This is a genomic window from Mycobacterium sp. DL99, from assembly GCF_004762045.1.
Lineage (GTDB): Bacteria > Actinomycetota > Actinomycetes > Mycobacteriales > Mycobacteriaceae > Mycobacterium.
Map to the genome: position 1 here is coordinate 302,239 of NZ_SJOM01000007.1, position 16,672 is coordinate 318,910.

12 protein-coding genes and 1 pseudogene are annotated in these 16,672 nt (G+C 68.0%); 5 read left to right on the forward strand and 8 right to left on the reverse strand.

Going from position 1 to position 16,672, the window contains the following annotated elements:
* Positions 1-213: 213 nt before the first annotated feature.
* Both EYZ64_RS01670 and pgfA read right to left on the reverse strand, forming a co-directional pair.
* A complete protein-coding gene (locus EYZ64_RS01670) occupies positions 214-1,830 on the reverse strand; it encodes an MmpA family trehalose lipid delivery protein (RefSeq protein WP_135459727.1) in 1,617 nt (538 codons plus the stop codon).
* A 17-nt stretch (positions 1,831-1,847) separates the two neighbouring features.
* Positions 1,848-3,044 (reverse strand): cell envelope lipid trafficking protein PgfA, encoded by a 1,197-nt coding sequence (pgfA, locus tag EYZ64_RS01675; protein ID WP_135451588.1) that lies wholly within the window; start codon positions 3,042-3,044, stop codon positions 1,848-1,850.
* Positions 3,045-3,279: 235 nt separating this feature from the next.
* On the opposite strand from pgfA, the gene EYZ64_RS01680 reads away from it, so the two are divergent.
* Positions 3,280-4,398: an acyltransferase family protein gene (locus EYZ64_RS01680; RefSeq protein WP_167858064.1), complete on the forward strand. Its 1,119-nt coding sequence runs from the start codon at positions 3,280-3,282 to the stop codon at positions 4,396-4,398.
* On the opposite strand, the gene EYZ64_RS01685 is transcribed toward EYZ64_RS01680, so the two are convergent.
* Genes EYZ64_RS01685 through EYZ64_RS01700 form a run of 4 tightly spaced genes read right to left on the reverse strand, consistent with a single transcriptional unit; the run spans position 4,361 to position 7,754 of the window.
* Positions 4,361-5,845, reverse strand: a complete 1,485-nt coding sequence (locus tag EYZ64_RS01685; RefSeq protein WP_135451590.1) for an AMP-binding protein — start codon at positions 5,843-5,845, stop codon at positions 4,361-4,363. The two genes, EYZ64_RS01680 and EYZ64_RS01685, sit on opposite strands and share 38 nt — an antisense overlap.
* A 1-nt stretch (position 5,846) precedes the next feature.
* Positions 5,847-6,818, reverse strand: a complete 972-nt coding sequence (locus EYZ64_RS01690; protein ID WP_135451591.1) for a phosphotriesterase family protein — start codon at positions 6,816-6,818, stop codon at positions 5,847-5,849.
* 19 nt (positions 6,819-6,837) lie between these two features.
* Entirely contained in the window at positions 6,838-7,254 is a 417-nt protein-coding gene (locus EYZ64_RS01695; protein ID WP_135451592.1) for a PPOX class F420-dependent oxidoreductase, read from the reverse strand.
* A complete protein-coding gene (locus EYZ64_RS01700) occupies positions 7,251-7,754 on the reverse strand; it encodes a MarR family winged helix-turn-helix transcriptional regulator (protein ID WP_286174559.1) in 504 nt (167 codons plus the stop codon). The genes EYZ64_RS01695 and EYZ64_RS01700 overlap by 4 nt, the downstream gene beginning before the upstream one ends.
* A 105-nt stretch (positions 7,755-7,859) precedes the next feature.
* Here EYZ64_RS01700 and EYZ64_RS01705 point away from each other — a divergent pair, with 105 nt between their 5' ends.
* On the forward strand, positions 7,860-8,474 hold the full coding sequence (locus EYZ64_RS01705; protein ID WP_135459729.1) for a class I SAM-dependent methyltransferase: 615 nt from the start codon (positions 7,860-7,862) through the stop codon (positions 8,472-8,474).
* Here EYZ64_RS01705 and EYZ64_RS01710 read toward each other — a convergent pair.
* Positions 8,471-8,788: a GNAT family N-acetyltransferase gene (locus EYZ64_RS01710; RefSeq protein WP_167857672.1), complete on the reverse strand. Its 318-nt coding sequence runs from the start codon at positions 8,786-8,788 to the stop codon at positions 8,471-8,473. The two genes, EYZ64_RS01705 and EYZ64_RS01710, sit on opposite strands and share 4 nt — an antisense overlap.
* A gap of 40 nt (positions 8,789-8,828) precedes the next feature.
* Between EYZ64_RS01710 and EYZ64_RS01715 the strand changes: the two genes are divergently transcribed.
* The 3 genes and pseudogenes from EYZ64_RS01715 to EYZ64_RS01725 all read left to right on the forward strand — a co-directional run bounded on the left by EYZ64_RS01715 (position 8,829) and on the right by EYZ64_RS01725 (position 12,106).
* A complete protein-coding gene (locus EYZ64_RS01715; RefSeq protein WP_135451593.1) occupies positions 8,829-10,415 on the forward strand; it encodes an MFS transporter in 1,587 nt (528 codons plus the stop codon).
* Between the two features lie 54 nt (positions 10,416-10,469).
* Positions 10,470-11,160, forward strand: a pseudogene (locus EYZ64_RS01720) (TetR/AcrR family transcriptional regulator); the annotation flags it as partial.
* Between the two features lie 4 nt (positions 11,161-11,164).
* Entirely contained in the window at positions 11,165-12,106 is a 942-nt protein-coding gene (locus EYZ64_RS01725; protein ID WP_135451595.1) for a R2-like ligand-binding oxidase, read from the forward strand.
* 276 nt (positions 12,107-12,382) lie between these two features.
* Here the strand turns inward: EYZ64_RS01725 and EYZ64_RS01730 are convergent, their stop codons facing one another.
* Positions 12,383-16,654 (reverse strand): alpha-(1->3)-arabinofuranosyltransferase, encoded by a 4,272-nt coding sequence (locus tag EYZ64_RS01730; protein WP_210115614.1) that lies wholly within the window; start codon positions 16,652-16,654, stop codon positions 12,383-12,385.
* Positions 16,655-16,672 lie beyond the last annotated feature (18 nt).

A 16,672-nucleotide genomic window follows, 5' to 3' on the forward strand; every position in this document is an offset into this window, starting at 1 on the left:
CAGGGGTCCAGTGTCCACCTATCAGCGACTCTGTCGCTGATAGCCGGGCAAGCCCAAATCCGTTACGTGCGAGCCGGTTGGGGCTTCAGTGACGTGAGTACTGATCGACCGTGTGACGAACAGTGCTCACGGTACGCATGAGGTGATTGTCGCTGAAAAGTCGCGCACAGCCGGGCAACTCGGCAGCTGCTTCCGCGCTGCGACACGCCGGGGTTAGCGCGTTTCTGATCCTCGGCGTCCTCGCCAGGCGCTGACCGCCATCCCGGCCGCCCCGCCCACCAACACCCCCAACCACACCAGGTGTGCGGCGGTCATCACGCCGCGTTGTGAGGCGGTGGGGGCCGAACCGCCGACTCGGTGCACCGAGACGTCTCGATCGGATTCGCGCACCACCCAGCCCACCCCGGCCTCGGCCAGTTGCTGATCGGAGGCTCCCGAGAGCACCAGGTCCTGTACGGCCCGTGCGCGTACCCCTTCACCGGGCACTGTCTGACCGCCGATGGACAGATCCCCGGTCGTCAGCACCTCGGCGCGCAGCCAGCGGGGCAGCGGATCGAGCACCGGACCGGCAGGCGCCCAAGAGAATTCACGCATGCTGTCCGGCGGCAGCGCCACCACGGGTCGGGGATCGGCGTTGATCTGCGCCGCCGCGGCGGCCCAACTCTGCGGATAGTGCACGGCGCGCACCTGATTGCCCACACCCCACGCCAGGTCGGGCAACACCGCGATCAGTGCAGCACAGCTCACCGCGGCCGAAGCGGCCAACGGCGCCCGCAGCCGTCGCAACGTGACCGGCGCGGCGGCCGCGGCCAGCACGTAGCCCGGCATGGCCAGGGCCACCCATTTCTGCCCGTCACGCACCACGCCGAGGCCGGGCACCCCCCGGATCGTCGCATCGACGAACGCGAGGCCGGGGCCGGTGGCCATGGCCGCCGGAATCAGTACCGCCGCCGCGGCCAGGATCAGCAGCGCTGCCGCCGTGCGGTTGCGCACCACCACAGGCAGGCCGAGCGCGACGATGCCGAGCAGCACAGCGGTGGCCACTACTGCGAAAAGCGTTGTACGCGAGCCGGGTACGGCGTCGCCGTTCCAGATACCGCCGAGGCCGGCCAGGCTACCCAGGGTGGCCAGACCGGGCTCGGCCCTGGCTGCGAAGGCGTGAACCCCGGCCGGCGACTCCGGAGCTGCCACCGCGCCGCCGACAGCCGCGGCCACCAGCCACGGCGTCGCGGCAAGTACTGCGGATCCCAGTGCGACGGCGGCGACCCGCAGGCGTCTCCAGCCGGTGCCGGGGGCCGCAACACAGACGAGCGCGACCGTCGCGGCCAGCATCAGGCCCGTCGGCGTCAACCCGGCCAGCGCGGTCCAGAACGCCAGGCCCCACGCCGGCCCCATCCCGGAACCGGCCCGCAGGCGCAGCACGCACACCGCCACCCAGGGCAGGCAGCCGTAACCGACGAGCAGGCTCCAGTGCCCCTGCAGCAGCCGTTCGGCCACAAAGGGATTCCAGATGGCCAGCGTCGCCGCGATGAACTGGCCCGACAAACCCGATCCCAGGACGGTGGAGGCCAGCCGGGCGGCTCCCCAGCCGGCCACCCACAGACCGGCCACCAACAACACCTTGACCACCACCCCGCCGTCGAGCACGGCAGAGGTCAGGGCGATGAAGAAGTCCTGCGGCAACGCCCGTGGTGCGGCCTCGGACAGTCCGAGTGCGGCATCCGTCAGATACGACTGGGGGGTGGACACCGCGTCGCGTAAAAGCAGATAACCGGGCGCCAGCAGCGGCCCGGTTATCAGCAACGACAGTGCCAGCGAATACGCCGGCAGCAGAGCAGAGCGCAGGCTCAGATCGGCCGGTCCGGTGGTAGGTCGGACGGTCGTTGAGCGGGCAGTTTCTCGGTCTTGGCCTCGGCACCGGGAACCTGGAAGCCCTGGGTGTCGAAGAAGCCGTGATCGGCGGTGTCGAGTCCGGGATCGATCAGAGTGGACTCGGCGCGCACCGCGAACGAACCCACGACGGCGCCACCGACGAGTGCCAGCAGGCCCAGTGCGGTGAACGTGATCGGCAGGACACGGGTCCACAGTGACACCCGGTCACGCTCGTCCTGAGCGGCCGCGACCTGAGATTCCACGGTCTCCTCGTTGTAGGTGACCTTGTAGTCGACGTAGGTCACCTCGGGCTTGAGCGCGTCCCGTGCGTAGTACTGGTAGCCGTGATCCTGCGTCTTGACGATGGTGCCCGACACCGGGTCCACCCAGAAGGTGCGCTGCGCGGCGTAGAAGCGGTCCATTGTGATCCGCTCGTCGGGTTCGCCGGGTACGCCCCACATCTCGGGGCTCGCCGTGACGGTGCTGTCGGCGTCGTCCTCGTAGAGCGAGGAGTACTTGATGGGCTCGGCCAGCTTGCCGTTGGAGTCGTAGCCCACGTTCTGGATGAACCGGTAGGTGGTCAGTCCGTTGACGTCTTCTTCACCGTCGTAGTTCGCGTCGAACGCCTTCTGGGCGATCGGGTCGAAGAACGGGTAGGTCTTCTTCTCGGTATCGAACGGGAACCGGTAGGTCAGGCCCTCGTGCGGAAGCGCGACGTTCGTCGGCGGCTTCTCGTCCTCGATGGCCCGCGGCTTCTGCAGCGCCCCGCCCGGGTTGTTGTCGCTGGACACGGCCAGCGCGGTGCTGCGGTTCATGGTGACGGTGTCCACCATCGCCAAGAGCAGGCCGGAGTCCTTCTGCTGGTCCGTCCGCCGCAGCGTGCTGCCCACCTGCAGCGTCACCACGTCGGCGTTCGACGGTGATTCCACGCTGACCTGTTGCTGAAGTGCCACCGGCACGTTGCGGTCCACAGAGAATTTCGGGGCCACCAGCGATTCCGGATCGAAAGCGGTCGCGGTCCCGTCGCTGACCAGGCTGGCATCCAGGTTGAGCGGGATCTTGGCGATCTTGCCCTTGGTGTACGTGGTCAGCAACAGTGCGGCAATGAGCAGGGCTGCACCCAGCCCCATCAGTCCGCATGCCGCGATACGCAGCGCCACTGCGCGGTTCAAACCGTGCCTCCTTCAGTGTGGGCCAACTCGTCGTGAGGCAAACCCGTTCGACCCTAACAGCACTATTTAAGGCCATCACTTACTCCGGTTGCACGTCGCGGGTGCGTTGACCCGCAGTTTGGCGGGGTTGCCATGGCGCGGCACACTGGTCGCCGTGGCGACCGGAGCATCGGACCCGGAAACCGGTCCGGAGGCGGTCGGGGGAACACGTGGTTTCCTTCCGGCCGTCGAAGGCATGCGCGCATGCGCGGCCATGGGTGTGGTGCTCACCCACGTTGCCTTCCAGACCGGTCACACCACCGGGGTGAGCGGCCGGTTCTTCGGCCGATTCGACCTTGCGGTCGCGGTGTTCTTCGCGCTCTCGGGGTTCCTGCTGTGGCGTGGTCATGCCGCAGCCGCGCGAGGTTTGCGCCCCCGCCCCCGCACGGGTCATTACCTGCGATCCCGCATCGTGCGCATCATGCCCGGCTATGTCGTGGCGGTCGTGGTGATCGTCCTGCTCCTTCCGGAGGCAAAGGCCGATCTGACGGTGTGGCTGGCGAACCTGACCCTGACCCAGATTTATGTGCCGCTGACCCTGACAGCGGGGCTGACCCAGATGTGGAGTCTGTCGGTCGAGGTCAGTTTCTATCTGGCGTTGCCGCTGCTGGCGCTGTTGGCGCGGCGGCTGCCGGTGCGGGCCCGTATCGGTGTGATCATCGCCCTCGCAGCGTTGAGCCTGTTGTGGGTGCGCATCCCGTTCTCTGGCACCACCGGGCTCAACCCGTGGAACTGGCCGCCGGCGTTCTTCTCCTGGTTCGCCGCGGGGATGGTGCTCGCTGAACTCACGGTGAGCCCATTCGGCTGGGTGCACCGGTTGGCCCGGCGCCGGATTCTGATGGGCGTCATCGCCGCGGTGGCGTTCGCGATCGCGGCCTCGCCGCTGGCCGGCCTGGAAGGGCTGCGCCCGGGCTCGGTCGGCCAGGTGACGCTGAAGACCGCGATGGGCGCGATCGTCGCGGGCGCGTTGCTGGCCCCGCTGGTCCTCGACCACCCCGACACCAAACACCCGATTCTGGGCAACCGGGTGATGGTCACGCTGGGCCGCTGGTCTTACGGTCTGTTCGTCTGGCATCTGGCGGCGTTGGCCATGGTGTTCCCGATGATCGGGGAGTTCCTGTTCAACGGGCAGATGCTGGTGGTGTTGGTGCTGACCCTGGTGTTCGGCTTCGCGCTGGCCGCGGTGAGCTACGCGCTGGTGGAATCACCGTGCCGGGAGGCGTTGCGGCGCTGGGAGTACCGGAACGAGAGCCCGGTGCCGCCGCTGGACAGCTCGATCACCGACGAGCCCGAGCCTGCTCCAGCCGCGCGATGACCTCGTCCCGCACCGCGGTACGACGGGCTTTGCCTGCGTCGTCACGCAGCGGCGTGTCGACGAACTCCACGTCAGCGGGCACCTTGTAGCCCGACAGGCGCTCGCGCAGGAAGGCCTGCACCGCAGCGGCATCCAGGTCCGACGCGCCTGTTGTCTGCACCAGAGCGTGTGGCACCTGGCCCAGGTCTTCGTGGGGTACGCCGACGACCAGACAGGACAGCACGTCGGGATGGCCGGCCAGCGCGGATTCGATCTCGGCCGGGTAGACGTTCTTCCCGCCGACGGTGAACATGTCCACCCGCCGGTCGTTGAGATAGAAGAAGCGCTCGGGGCCGTCGTCGACGTAGTACCCCAGATCTCCGAGCGAGTCCCACCCGTCCCGGCTCTTGGCCGTACTGCCGACGTAGCGGTAGGTGGGCGCGCTGCCGGGGCCGGGCCGCATGTAGATCTCCCCGGTGATGCCGGGCGGGCATTCCCGGCCGTCGTCGTCGAGCACCTTCATCTCGCCGGCCACCACCACACCGATCGATCCGGGGTGGGCCAGCCACTGCTCACCGGAGATGAAGGTCAGCGCCTGGAGTTCGGTGCCGCCGTACAGTTCCCACAGCGCGTCCGGGCCGAGCAGATCGATCCACGCCTGTTTGACGGCCGGTGGGCAGGGTGCGCCGACGTGCCAGAACCGGCGAATGCTCGACAGGTCATAGGCTTTCGGGTCGGCCCGGTAGACCGGTAGCAGCCGCTGCATGATGGTGGGCACCGTGGTCAGGAACGTCACGCGGTGTTCGGTGACCAGCCGCAGGAACTCGGCCGGGTCGAAGCGGGGCATGAGTACCAGGTGGTGGCCTTGCAGCAACGCGATCGCGAATGTGGTGAAACCGGTGTTGTGGCTCAACGGCACGGACATCAGCGTGACGTCGTCGGGTTGGGCGCCCAGCGGGACGCCGATCAGGGCCGGCACCCGGCTGTCGCCGCCCGCCTCGATCAGCTTCGGGCGTCCGGTACTGCCGCCCGAGGCCATCGACTTCCACGTCGGTGCGACCGCCTCGGGTAGCGGTGCATCGGACAGCGTGGCATCGGGGGTGAAACCGGTTGGCAACCATGGTGTTTCACCGGCTTGGCGGCCGACCACCAGGGCCCGGGGGCGCAACGCCAGGATTCCGGCGAACTCGGAATCGGGCAACCGGGGCGACAGGGGTTGCGGCACCGCGCCGAGCTTCCAGGTGGCCAGGGTGGCCTGCACCCATTCGATCGAGTTGGGCAGACTGATGGTGACGTAATCACCCTGTCGTACACCGTGTTCGGCGTAGGCGCGGGCGAGTCGATTCGTGGAGCGGTCCAGCTCGGCTCGGGTCAGGGTGATGCCCTGGCAGGTCACCGCGGGCCGGTCGGGGTCGGCCTCGGCCAACTGGGTGAACTGGGTGGGGATCGTCGGGATGGCGTCGGTCATCTCAGTACCCGCCCTTGCGGTCGAAGATCCGGCGGGGATTGTCCACCAGCATCGTGGTGATCTGGTCCTCGGTGACCCCGCGCCCGCGCAACGCGGGCAGGACGTCGTTGTGGATGTGCAGGTAATGGCTGTTCGGAAGGGCCTGGGCGGTCAGTTCGTCGGGCAGCGCGTCGAAGTAGCACCAGGTGTCGTGCGAGAGCACCATCTGCTCGGCGTGACCGCGCTCGCACATGGTCGCGACGGTCGCGACCCGCTGCTCGAACGGAAGGTAGACATCGACGCCGAAGCGGTCCATGCCGATGTAGGAGCCGTTGGCGATCAACTCCTCGAGGTAGCCGATGTCGGTGGTGTCGCCACAGTGGCCGATGATCACCCGGGACAGGTCGACCCCCTCCTCGGCGAAGACGCGCTGCTGTTCCAGGCCGCGCCGGCTGGCCGCATGGGTGTGGGTGGAGATCGGCACACCGGTCTGCCGGTGGGCCTGGGACACGGCCCGCAGGACCCGTTCGACGCCCGGGGTGACGCCGGGTTCGTCGGTGGCGCACTTGAGGATCGCCGCCTTGATCCCGGTGTCGGCGATGCCGTGTTCGATGTCGCGGACGAACAACTCGGTCATCGGTTCGGGTAGGCCCACTGCGGGTCCGCTGAAGTGGAACGTCAGCGGCAGGTCGTTATAGGTGTAAAAGCCGGTGGCGACGACGATGTTGAGGTCAGTGGCCTCGGCGATCCGGGCGATACGCGGAATGTAGCGGCCGAGGCCGACCACCGTGAGGTCGACGATGGTGTCGACGCCGTGGGACTTGAGTTCGGTGAGCCGCGCGATCGCGTCGGCTTCCCGGCTGGCGTCGTCGCCCCAGGACTCGGGGTAGTTCTGGGTCAGCTCGCTGCTCATGATGAAGACGTGCTCGTGCATGAGCGTGACGCCGAGGTCGGCGGTATCGATGGGTCCGTGGGCGGTGTTGACTGTCGGCACGAGCCCGATGCTAGGTGTGTCAATCCGTTGTGTTCGGGGATTCGGTCCAGTCACGGGCAGTGGTGCCGGCACCGTCGAGTCCCCAGCTGATGATCCGGCGCGGCACGATGCGGATGACGTCGCCGGACAACCCGCCGTCGGTGGTGCCCGCGTCGGGCAACGCCGTTGCCGTACCCCGAATCTCGATTCCGTGGGCCTGGGGTGGTGTCACCGAGGTCACCGTGTCGACGATGAATGCCACCTGCGGGTTGCGAAGTACGTTGCGCCACTTCTGTGTCGACGCCAGCGCGTGTCCGACGATGTCGATGCCGGCCTCGTCGGGACTGAGGTGGACGCCGACGGGGCGGATCTGCGGATCACCGTCGCGGCCGACGGTGCTCAACCGCCCGATCGGTTGCTCGCGCAGGTAGTCCAGTTCGGCGGGGGTGAATGTCATGGGTTCTGCTTTCCGTCGTCATGTTGCAGGAGATCGGTCTGCAAGTGGGTGTGCAGCCTGGTGAATACCCGCTCGACACAGTCGAGTTCATCGGGCCGGATGTGGTCGAAGAACAGTTCGTGCACTGATTCGCTGTGGAGTGGCACGGCGACGCGCAGCGCGTCGGCACCGGTGGCGGTCAGCACCGCGCGGTAGCCCCTCCGGTCCTCGGGGACCGGTTCACGCAGCACCAGGCCACGCTTGGTCATCGAGTTGATCTGATAGGTGATCCGGCTGCGGGAGAACACCATCTTCTCGGCGAGTTCGCTCATCCGCAGGCGGTGATCCGTGGCATTCGCCAACATCATCAGCAGGTGGTAATCGATCAGGCTGAGATCCGTGGCCTCCCGGAGACGCTCGTCCAGCATCGTCTCCAGGCGCAGGCTGGACTCGATGTAGGGCCGCCAGGCCCTCTCCTCGGCTGTGGACAGCTTGCGCACCATCTTCCTCCAATCGGTCAACTGGTTCAGGTTTGAACAGTCTGAAGTATCGCCTTGTCACCGGGTCGATCTCGGCCTACAGTCAATATAGTACAAATTTGAACTAAAGGAACGGAGATGGACGACATGACTCACCGGATCGATTGGGACGACGCCTACCGGCAGCAGCAGACCCCCGCCTGGAGCATCGGTGCACCGCAGCCGGAATACACCGCGATCATCGACACCGACGGTGCCGTACGTGGTGACGTGCTCGACGCCGGCTGCGGTCACGCCGAGCTCGCACTGGCACTGGCGGCGCGTGGCCACACCGTCGTCGGCATCGACCTGAGCCCGACGGCCGTCGCTGCCGCGGCTGCGGCCGCCGAGGAACGCGGGCTGACCAATGCCACGTTCGTGGCCGCCGACATCTCGTCGCTCACCGGGTACGACGGGCGGTTCACCACGATTTTCGACAGCGGGCTACTGCACGCCCTGCCGGACGAACTGCGCGATGGCTACCTGCGCTCGATGTACCACGCGGCAGCTCCCGGGGCGCGGTTCTACATTCTGGCGTTCGGCACCGGGGCATTCGGCGATCAAGACGGGCCGGGCCCCACCCAATTCACCGAAGACCAATTGCGCGAAGAGGTTTCGCGGTACTGGCAGGTCGACGAGATCCGGCCGGCCCAGCTGCACGCCGCCCTGCCCCAAGGCCGCGCACAGATGCCGGGCTTCCTGGTGACCGCCACAAAGGTCTAGTTGGCGGCTTCGACCACGGCCAGCACCTCGGGGGTGACCGGGTCGAGGATGTCGTCGAAGTCGTGGTGGGTCTTGACGTACTTGGCGACATACGGGCACACGGCCACGATGCGCTTGCCGGCCGCGCGGGCATCGGTCAGCGCGGCCGACACCAGCTCGCCGGCCAGGCCGCGTCCGCCGAACTTGTCGTCGATCTCGGTGTGGTAGAAGATGCGCTGATCGCCCGAGTCGACATAGGCCTCGAGGCCGGCATGCTCACCGTCGACGGTGATCTCGTACTGGCGTGCTTCGGGAATGTTGCGGACTTCAGCCATGTCCTCACTATGCCGCAGTAGCGCTGGCACGATCGGGTAGATGGCCGTCACCGCAACGTCGACGTGGGCGCCGCTGGCGTCGCCGGTCTACCGGGCGCTGTGGATCGCGCAGTTCGTCTCCAACCTGGGTACGTGGATGCAGACGGTCGGCGCCCAATGGATGCTGGTCGGGGATCCGCGCGCCCCGGTGTTGGTGCCGTTGGTGCAGACCGCCACCACGCTGCCGGTGATGCTGCTGGCCCTGCCGTCGGGTGTGCTCGCCGACCTGGTCGACCGGCGCAGGCTGCTGCTCGCCACCCAGGGTGCGATGGCGGCCGGGGTCGCTGCGCTCGCGATGCTGACCGGTGCCGGGCTGGCCACCCCGGCGGTGCTGCTGACCCTGCTGTTCCTGATCGGCTGCGGGCAGGCGCTGACCGCGCCGGCATGGCAGGCGATCCAGTCGGATCTCGTTCCACGCGAACAGATTCCAGCTGCTGCCGCACTGGGCAGTATGAGTCTGAACGGCGCCCGGGCGATCGGTCCGGCGATCGCCGGGGCGCTGGTATCCCTGTCGGGCCCGACGCTGGTGTTCGCGCTCAACGCGGTCTCGTTCGCCGGCATTGTCGTGGTCCTGCTGCTCTGGCGTCGCCCCGCCGCCGAGCATGTTTTGCCCGCCGAGCGACCATTGGCCGCGCTCAGCGCGGGTGGCCGGTTCATCCGCAGGTCGCCGATCATCCGGCGGATCCTGCTGCGCGCGGTGCTGTTCATCGCGCCGGGCAGCGCGCTGTGGGGCCTGCTCGCCGTCGTCGCCGAACGTCAACTGGGCTTGTCGTCGTCCGGGTACGGGCTGCTACTGGGTGCGCTGGGCGTAGGCGCGGTGCTCGGTGCCCTGGTCTTGGGGCGACTGCAGTCGGCCTTCGGCCTGAACATCCTGCTGATCGTCGCGGCTTTCGGATTCGCCGGAGCCACTGCGGTTCTGGCTCTGGTCCACAATTTCGGCATCGTTCTCGCGGCGCTCGTCGTCGGTGGTACGTCGTGGCTGCTGGCGCTGTCCACGCTCAACGCGTCCATGCAGTTGAGCCTGCCCGCCTGGGTGCGGGCTCGTGGGTTGTCGGTGTACCAGCTGACCTTCATGGGCGGCCAGGCGATCGGCTCGCTCGTATGGGGCCTGGTCGCGGGTGCGACCAGCACCGTGACGGCCCTGCTGATCAGTGCCGGCCTGTTGGTGGTGTGTGCGCTCTCGGCCTGGTGGTGGCCGCTGCACGAGCGCACCGGCGATCTGGACATGACTCCGTCCGCGCGCTGGCCTGAACCGGCCCTGGTGTTCGAGCCGGAGCCGCCCGATGGTCCCGTATTGGTGCTGACCTCCTATCGGGTGGAGCCCCGGCACGAGACTGAATTCTTCGCTGCGATGGGCGTGCTCGGCCGGTCCCGGCAGCGCACCGGGGCCACGCAATGGCGGCTGTTCCGTGCCGCGGAGCGTGAAGGTGTGTTTGTCGAGGCGTTCGTGGTGCGGTCCTGGGACGAGCATCTGCGACAGCACCGCACCCGGCTGACCGGCCACGACCTGCTCATCGAACAGTCGGTTGAGCGGTGGGTCGACGGCGAGCCGGTTTCGCACCACCTGATCGCGGTGAGAACTCCTTGACTGTGAGCGCCATCACAGTAATATGACCAGTGGTCATACAGGCTGGAGAGTCAGATGCCGACGGTCACCTGGGCACGTTTGGATCCCGCTCGCAGGGATGCGATAGTCGCGGCCGCCGAGGCGGAGTTCGGGGCCCACGGGTACTCCCGTGGCAGCCTCAACGTCATCGCCCGGCGGGCCGGCGTCGCGAAAGGCAGCCTGTTCCAATACTTTGCGGACAAGCGCGACCTGTATGCCTTCATCGCCGATATCGGCAGCCAGCGAGTGCGCACCTACATGGAGGCGCGCATCCGCTCGCTCGATCCGAACCGGCCGTTCTTCGATTTCCTCACCGACCTGCTCGACGACTGGGTGGCCTATTTCGCCGATCACCCCAGGGAGCGGGCGTTGCACGCTGCCGCCAGTTTCGAGGTTGACGTCGACGCCCGGGTCAGCGTGCGGACGGTTATCCACCGGCACTACCTGGACGTGCTGCGACCCCTCGTGCGCGACGCGCAGAACCGGGGTGACCTGCGGGCGGACGCCGATACCGACGCCATGCTTTCGCTGTTGCTGATGATCTTCCCGCATCTGGCACTCGCGCCGTACGTCCGTGGGATGGATCCGATCCTGGGCCTCGATGAGCCCAGCCCTGAGCAGCCAGCTCTCGCCGTGCGCAGGCTCGTCGCGGTGCTGGCGTCCGCCTTCGCGGTACTCAAATCGCCGGCGGCCACCGAAGCAGCCCACCAGACCTGAGGAGGTCAATTCCCATGTCACACACAAATTTCGGCTCGCTCGCCAAGGGCGGTCTCAATTGGGACAGTGTGCCGTTGCGGCTGTTCGCCGGCGGGAATGCGAAGTTCTGGAATCCGGCCGATATCGACTTCTCCCGCGACCGGGCGGACTGGGAGGCGCTGACGGATCGGGAACGTGAGTACGCCACCCGACTGTGTGCCGAGTTCATCGCCGGTGAGGAGGCGGTCACCAAGGATATCCAGCCGTTCATGGCCGCGATGCGGGCTGAAGGGCGCCTGGGCGACGAGATGTACCTGACCCAGTTCGCTTTCGAGGAAGCCAAACACACGCAGGTGTTCCGCATGTGGCTCGACGCCGTCGGGATCAGCGACGATCTGCACAACTACTTCGACGAGCTTCCGGCCTACCGGCAGATGTTCTACGAGGAGCTGCCGGCGTCGCTGGATGCGTTGTACACCGACCCGTCGCCGGCCGCCCAGGTCCGGGCGTCCGTGACGTACAACCACATCGTCGAAGGAATGCTTGCGCTCACGGGATACTATGCGTGGCACAAGATTTGCGTTGACCGAGGGATCCTGCCCGGGATGCAGGAGCTGGTCCAGCGGATCGGGGACGACGAACGTCGCCACATGGCGTGGGGCACCTTCACCTGCCGGCGTCACGTTGCCGCCGACGATGCCAACTGGGCGGTTTTCGAGAACCGGATGAACGAGCTCATCCCGCTGGCGCTGCGTCTCACCGAGGAGGGCTTCGCCCTCTACGCACCGGACATCCCGTTCGGCCTGGTGCAGGACGAGTTCATGCAGTACTCCGCCGACAAGGGCATGCGCCGGTTCGGCACCATCAGCAGTGCCAGGGGCCGGCCGCTCGAGGAGATCGACCTCGACTACTCACCGCTGACGCTGGAGGACACGTTCGCCGACGAGGATGCCAAGGCTTTGGCGGCCACGGCATAGCTCCGGGCAGTGCGGTGTCGGCGAACCCCTCCATCGCCGACACCGCAGCCGTGCGCACCACATAGTGCGCAGCCACGCGAACACGGCCAACCCAGATGGTCTGCCTGTCAACTGACTGCGTAGTTACTGCATCCAGTCGGGCACAATCCAGGTCCGTAACCTGCGATCCCCCACACAGCAAAGTGTTTCCGGGACTGCGCCACGCGTGCCGGTACCGTAAGTACCGCATACCCGTGTTGTCAACAGCCCCGCCGGATCTTTCGGCGCAAGCCCAGTTCAGCCGTGGTCGGCGGGTGCCGCTGCCGGCTGCGTGACGGGGTCCGGTGTCCGCTCAGGAGTTCGCGGCGGCGTGATCGTGGAGGCCGCGACGAAGGTGACCGACAAGAGCGCGAGCAGCTGCACCCACGGCGAGTGGCCGACGTAGCCGTCGACCGACCGCCAGGGGTACTGACTCAGCGTCGCGCCGGCCAGGATGAGTCCACCCGCGGCCACTGCCACGGTCAGGTTGTCGCGCCAGCGGTCGCGGTCGCGCAGCGCATAACGCACACCCAGCGCGCCGCCGGCGACCAACAGCCCCGGCAGGCCGGAGATGGCCGTCCCCACCGCGAGTACCGCCGCCCCGGCGAGCGCCGGGGCCGGTTGCCATGGTCGCACCGGGTCGAGATCCGGACTGCGGCGCCGGGCCGGCCACAGTGCCAGCAGCGCCAGCACCGGCAGCAGCGCGAGCCCACCGATCAACCCGATGCGGTACGGCCGGTTCGAGGGGAACGACAGCGTCACGGTCCCGCCCGGGCCGGCCGGCACCACCCAGCCCTGCTGCCATCCGTTGACCTTCACCGGGGTCAGCGCGACACCTTCGGCGTTGCGCGCGATCCAGCCCGGGTTCACGCTTTCGGGGACCACCAGGACGCGGGCGTCGGCGGCTGCCGGCACCTGGACCTGACGACGGTCCGGTGTCCATACCGGGGTGTCGACGGGAGTGGTTGTCGCCGTGCGTAGTTGGGCGGCTGCCTGGGTGTTCAGTACGACGCCGTCGACGACGAACGCCGAGCCGGGGCTGACCAGCAGCTCCTGTTGGCCCGCCGGCAGGGCGATCGGGCCGGTCCGGCAGGGATGGGCAGGAATCGGATCTCCGTCGAGCAGGGCTCCCACGGTGGTGCGCACCGAGGTCTGGACGAACTGCCCGGCCACGCCGATGATCGGACCCTTCCCGCATGGAAGTGTCACTGAGCGTTTGCGATTGGCGGCGGAATCGGCCGCGGCGACGGGCTTGCCGTGCACGTCGAGCACGGTCAGCTCGGCCAGCCCGGGCGGCTTGAGCTGATCGAAACCCAGTGAGGTGCGGTCGATGATGTCGTTCCAGCCCAACAACGACACGGTGATGGTGTCGGTCACCCGCGGTTTGAGCTTTGCCGTCTGGACGTCACTGTTGCCGGCCAGCTCATGCATCTGCGGGCCGTCGCCGAGGTCGATCGCCACAAGTGTCGGGTGCGCCGGCGGTTGGTTGGCGCCGGGATCGATCCGCAGTGCGCCGACTTCGGTCGGTGCGGGCAGTTTCAGCGTCAGCGTGGGCGGTGCCTTGAACTGGACGACGCGTTGCGGCGCAGTCCAGGATGTTCGCGGGTCACCGTCGGTGGCGGCGTAGGACGAGCCGAGCACGTCGATCGGATCGGCGTCACCGGAGGCGCGGGTGGTCCCGGGTTGGGCGACCAGATCGGCCAATTGGGGTCCCTGGCGTGACCGGATCCACACCGTCGGCTCGACCTCGGTGGGGGTGGGCACCGTCAGCGTGCGGCTCAGGTTGACGGGCTCCTCGGAGGACAGCGCCAACGCCGCCGCGCACCGTACCCCGACCGGACTGTCCGCGCACCCCGGCCTGCCGAGCAGTTCGGTCCCCAGATCCCATTGAGCAACAACAGAATCCGCCGGCGGCGCGGGGACTTCCACGGTGTGCCGCAGGTTGACCTGGTGGGCGAAGCCCGATGCGTCGTACTGGGTCACCGACAGGTCGGTGATGCCGAACTGAACACCGGGAGAGCCGTCGTTGGTGGCGACCGCGGTGATCCGCACCCACGGGGTCTCGCCGACCGGCAGCGGGATGGTCAATTGCTGACCCGCGGTGTCGAAGCGCAGACTGCTGGTGCCGGTCGCGGTGGCCACCTCGATGCGGCGTACCTGGGCGCCGACCGCGGTCGCGCTGGGGGTGATGGTCAGCGTGGCGTTGGTGACAGGGTGGTCGAAATCGATTTGCAGCCACTGGCCGACAGCGGCCTGTAGGGCGTTGGACACCCATGACGTCGAACCGTCGCTGTCGACGGCCGCGACGGGCCCGGTGGCCGGTGCGACGTTGGGCAGCGCGGTGGAGTCGGCCGCGGAACTCGACACGGATACCCGTCCGCCGGTCCACTTGCCGTACACCGGCGCGGCCCCGTCGGCCGGATAGTCCGGGACGCGGTTGTGGGTGTGGCGGGCGTCGTCGGGGGTGCGGATCGCCGAGGCATGGTCGTCGACGCGGCCGTAATCGATCTCGCGCGCCGTCGGGGTGTCGGTGACGATCACCCCGGCGGATCGGTCCGGCTGTACCGGCAGGCCGGCCCGCTCGGCGTCGGCGGTCAGCAGCATCGGCCCCAGCGGAGGCTGGCCGGCGAGGCGTCGCCGCTCGTCCAGGCGCAGCAGCGCCTCGGGTGCACCAGCCACCCGTGTCATTGCGTCAGCGTCGACCAGATAAGGCGCCGCCGGGTTGGTTCCGCCGGTGTCGACGCGGTAGATCTCGACGGCGGGATACCGTGGCCGCAGGCCGCTGTCCGCGACGAAGCCTTCCAGCGTTCCCGGTCCCGACGAGTCGCCGAACTCCGCCACCTTCGTCAGTCCGGGTGAACCCTCGATCGAGCGGTGCACCAGCACGGGGCGGGCCGACCGGGACACGTCCGGATCCAGGTCGTTGCGCAGTACGACAAAGGAAATGCCTTGTCGCGCAAGGCTGTCGGCCAGTCCTGCGGAGGGGCGGCCGGCGGCGAACAACCGTTGCACCGAGTCCAGGGCGCGGATCGTCTCCGGCGGGGTCAGCGGGATCGAATCCCGTACACCCCACGGGCTGGATCCGAGAACCTGCAACGGCTCGTCGTGGCTGTTGCCCCAGGTCTGGGTGGCGAACGGGGCGCCGGGAGCGACCAGGACCCGGCCTCGCTCGGTGTTGTGCGCATCGAGCCAGTCCGCGGTGTCGTGCCAGTACTGCGGGATCGCGGTGAACGTTCCGACCGGCGCGATACGGCCGGTCCAGGCGATCGAGGTTCCGGCGGCCAGGGCTGCGAGGACCACGATCGCGACGGCGATGCGCTTGTCGCGTTCGGGCCGGGAGAAGGCGCGCACCCACACAATCCGAGGTGCGCTGCCCGGCAACGGAATCCGCCCCAGCAGATGAGCAAGGCCCAGCGCCAGCGGTAGTCGCAGCACCGGATCGAGTTTGGCCAGGTTGCGCAACGGCGTGCCGGTTCCGTCCAGGAAGTCCTGAACGGCCGCACCTACGGGTGAGCCCAGTCCCCCGGAATAGCCCAGGGCCAGCAGCACCACGCCGACCAACAGCATGGTGATCAGCCGGCCCCGCGCGGGCATCGAGCGCAACGCGAGCCCGGCCAGCCCGGCGGCTGCCACCAAGGTGGTGGCCAGGACCGCGACCGTGCTCGTCACGAGCGATGCCGCCGCAGTCGCGGTCGACGCCACGAACGGGGTCCAGGTGTGGGTACCGCGCAGCATCTCGGTCAGCGACATCCACTGGGTGGTGACACCCGAGGATTCGATGAAGTCCAGGAACGGTGGGCTGATCCGGCCCAGCAGCACCAGCGCCACCACCCACCAGGTGACGGCCAGCACCCCGCACAGGGCCCACCATGCGGTGAATCGCCACCACAACCGATTCGGCCGGTGGCAGGCCCACCAGATGATCGCGGCCAGGCAGCCCGTCAGGGTGGCGACCGCGTTCACCGCGCCCATGAGCGCCACCGCGCCCGCGGACCGGGCGGCCAACATCCGTAGGCTCCGGTCGCCTTGACCGGATGTCGCCGCCGGGGCGGCTCCCCGGAACGCCAGGATGACCGGCAGCAGCACCCACGGCGCCAGCATCACGGGCAGCGTCTCCGACGAGATCGCACCGATGGTGGTCAGCACCCGTGGTGACAGCGTGAACGCGAGTGCACCGAGCACGCGCGAACTGGTACTGCCGATGCCCAAGGCCTCCGCGACCCTGATGAAGCCCCAGAAACCGACGGTCAGCAGCAGTGCCCACCACAACCGCTGGGTCACCCAGCCGGGAACTCCGAGCAGATCACCGGCCAGGAAGAACGTGCCGTGCGGAAAGAGGTAGCCGTAGGCCTGGTTCTGCGCCTGCCCGAACGGCAGATCGCTGTTCCACAGATTGAACGCGCGCGCCAGGAACCGCAGTGGATTCGCGGTCAGGTCGAGCTTTGTATCGGGTGATATCTCTCCGGGCGACTGGGCGAAAGTCAGGAGCAGTGTCGCAGCGGCGACCACCCACAACCAGCGCCGCGACAGTGGCGAGTCAGGTGCCCG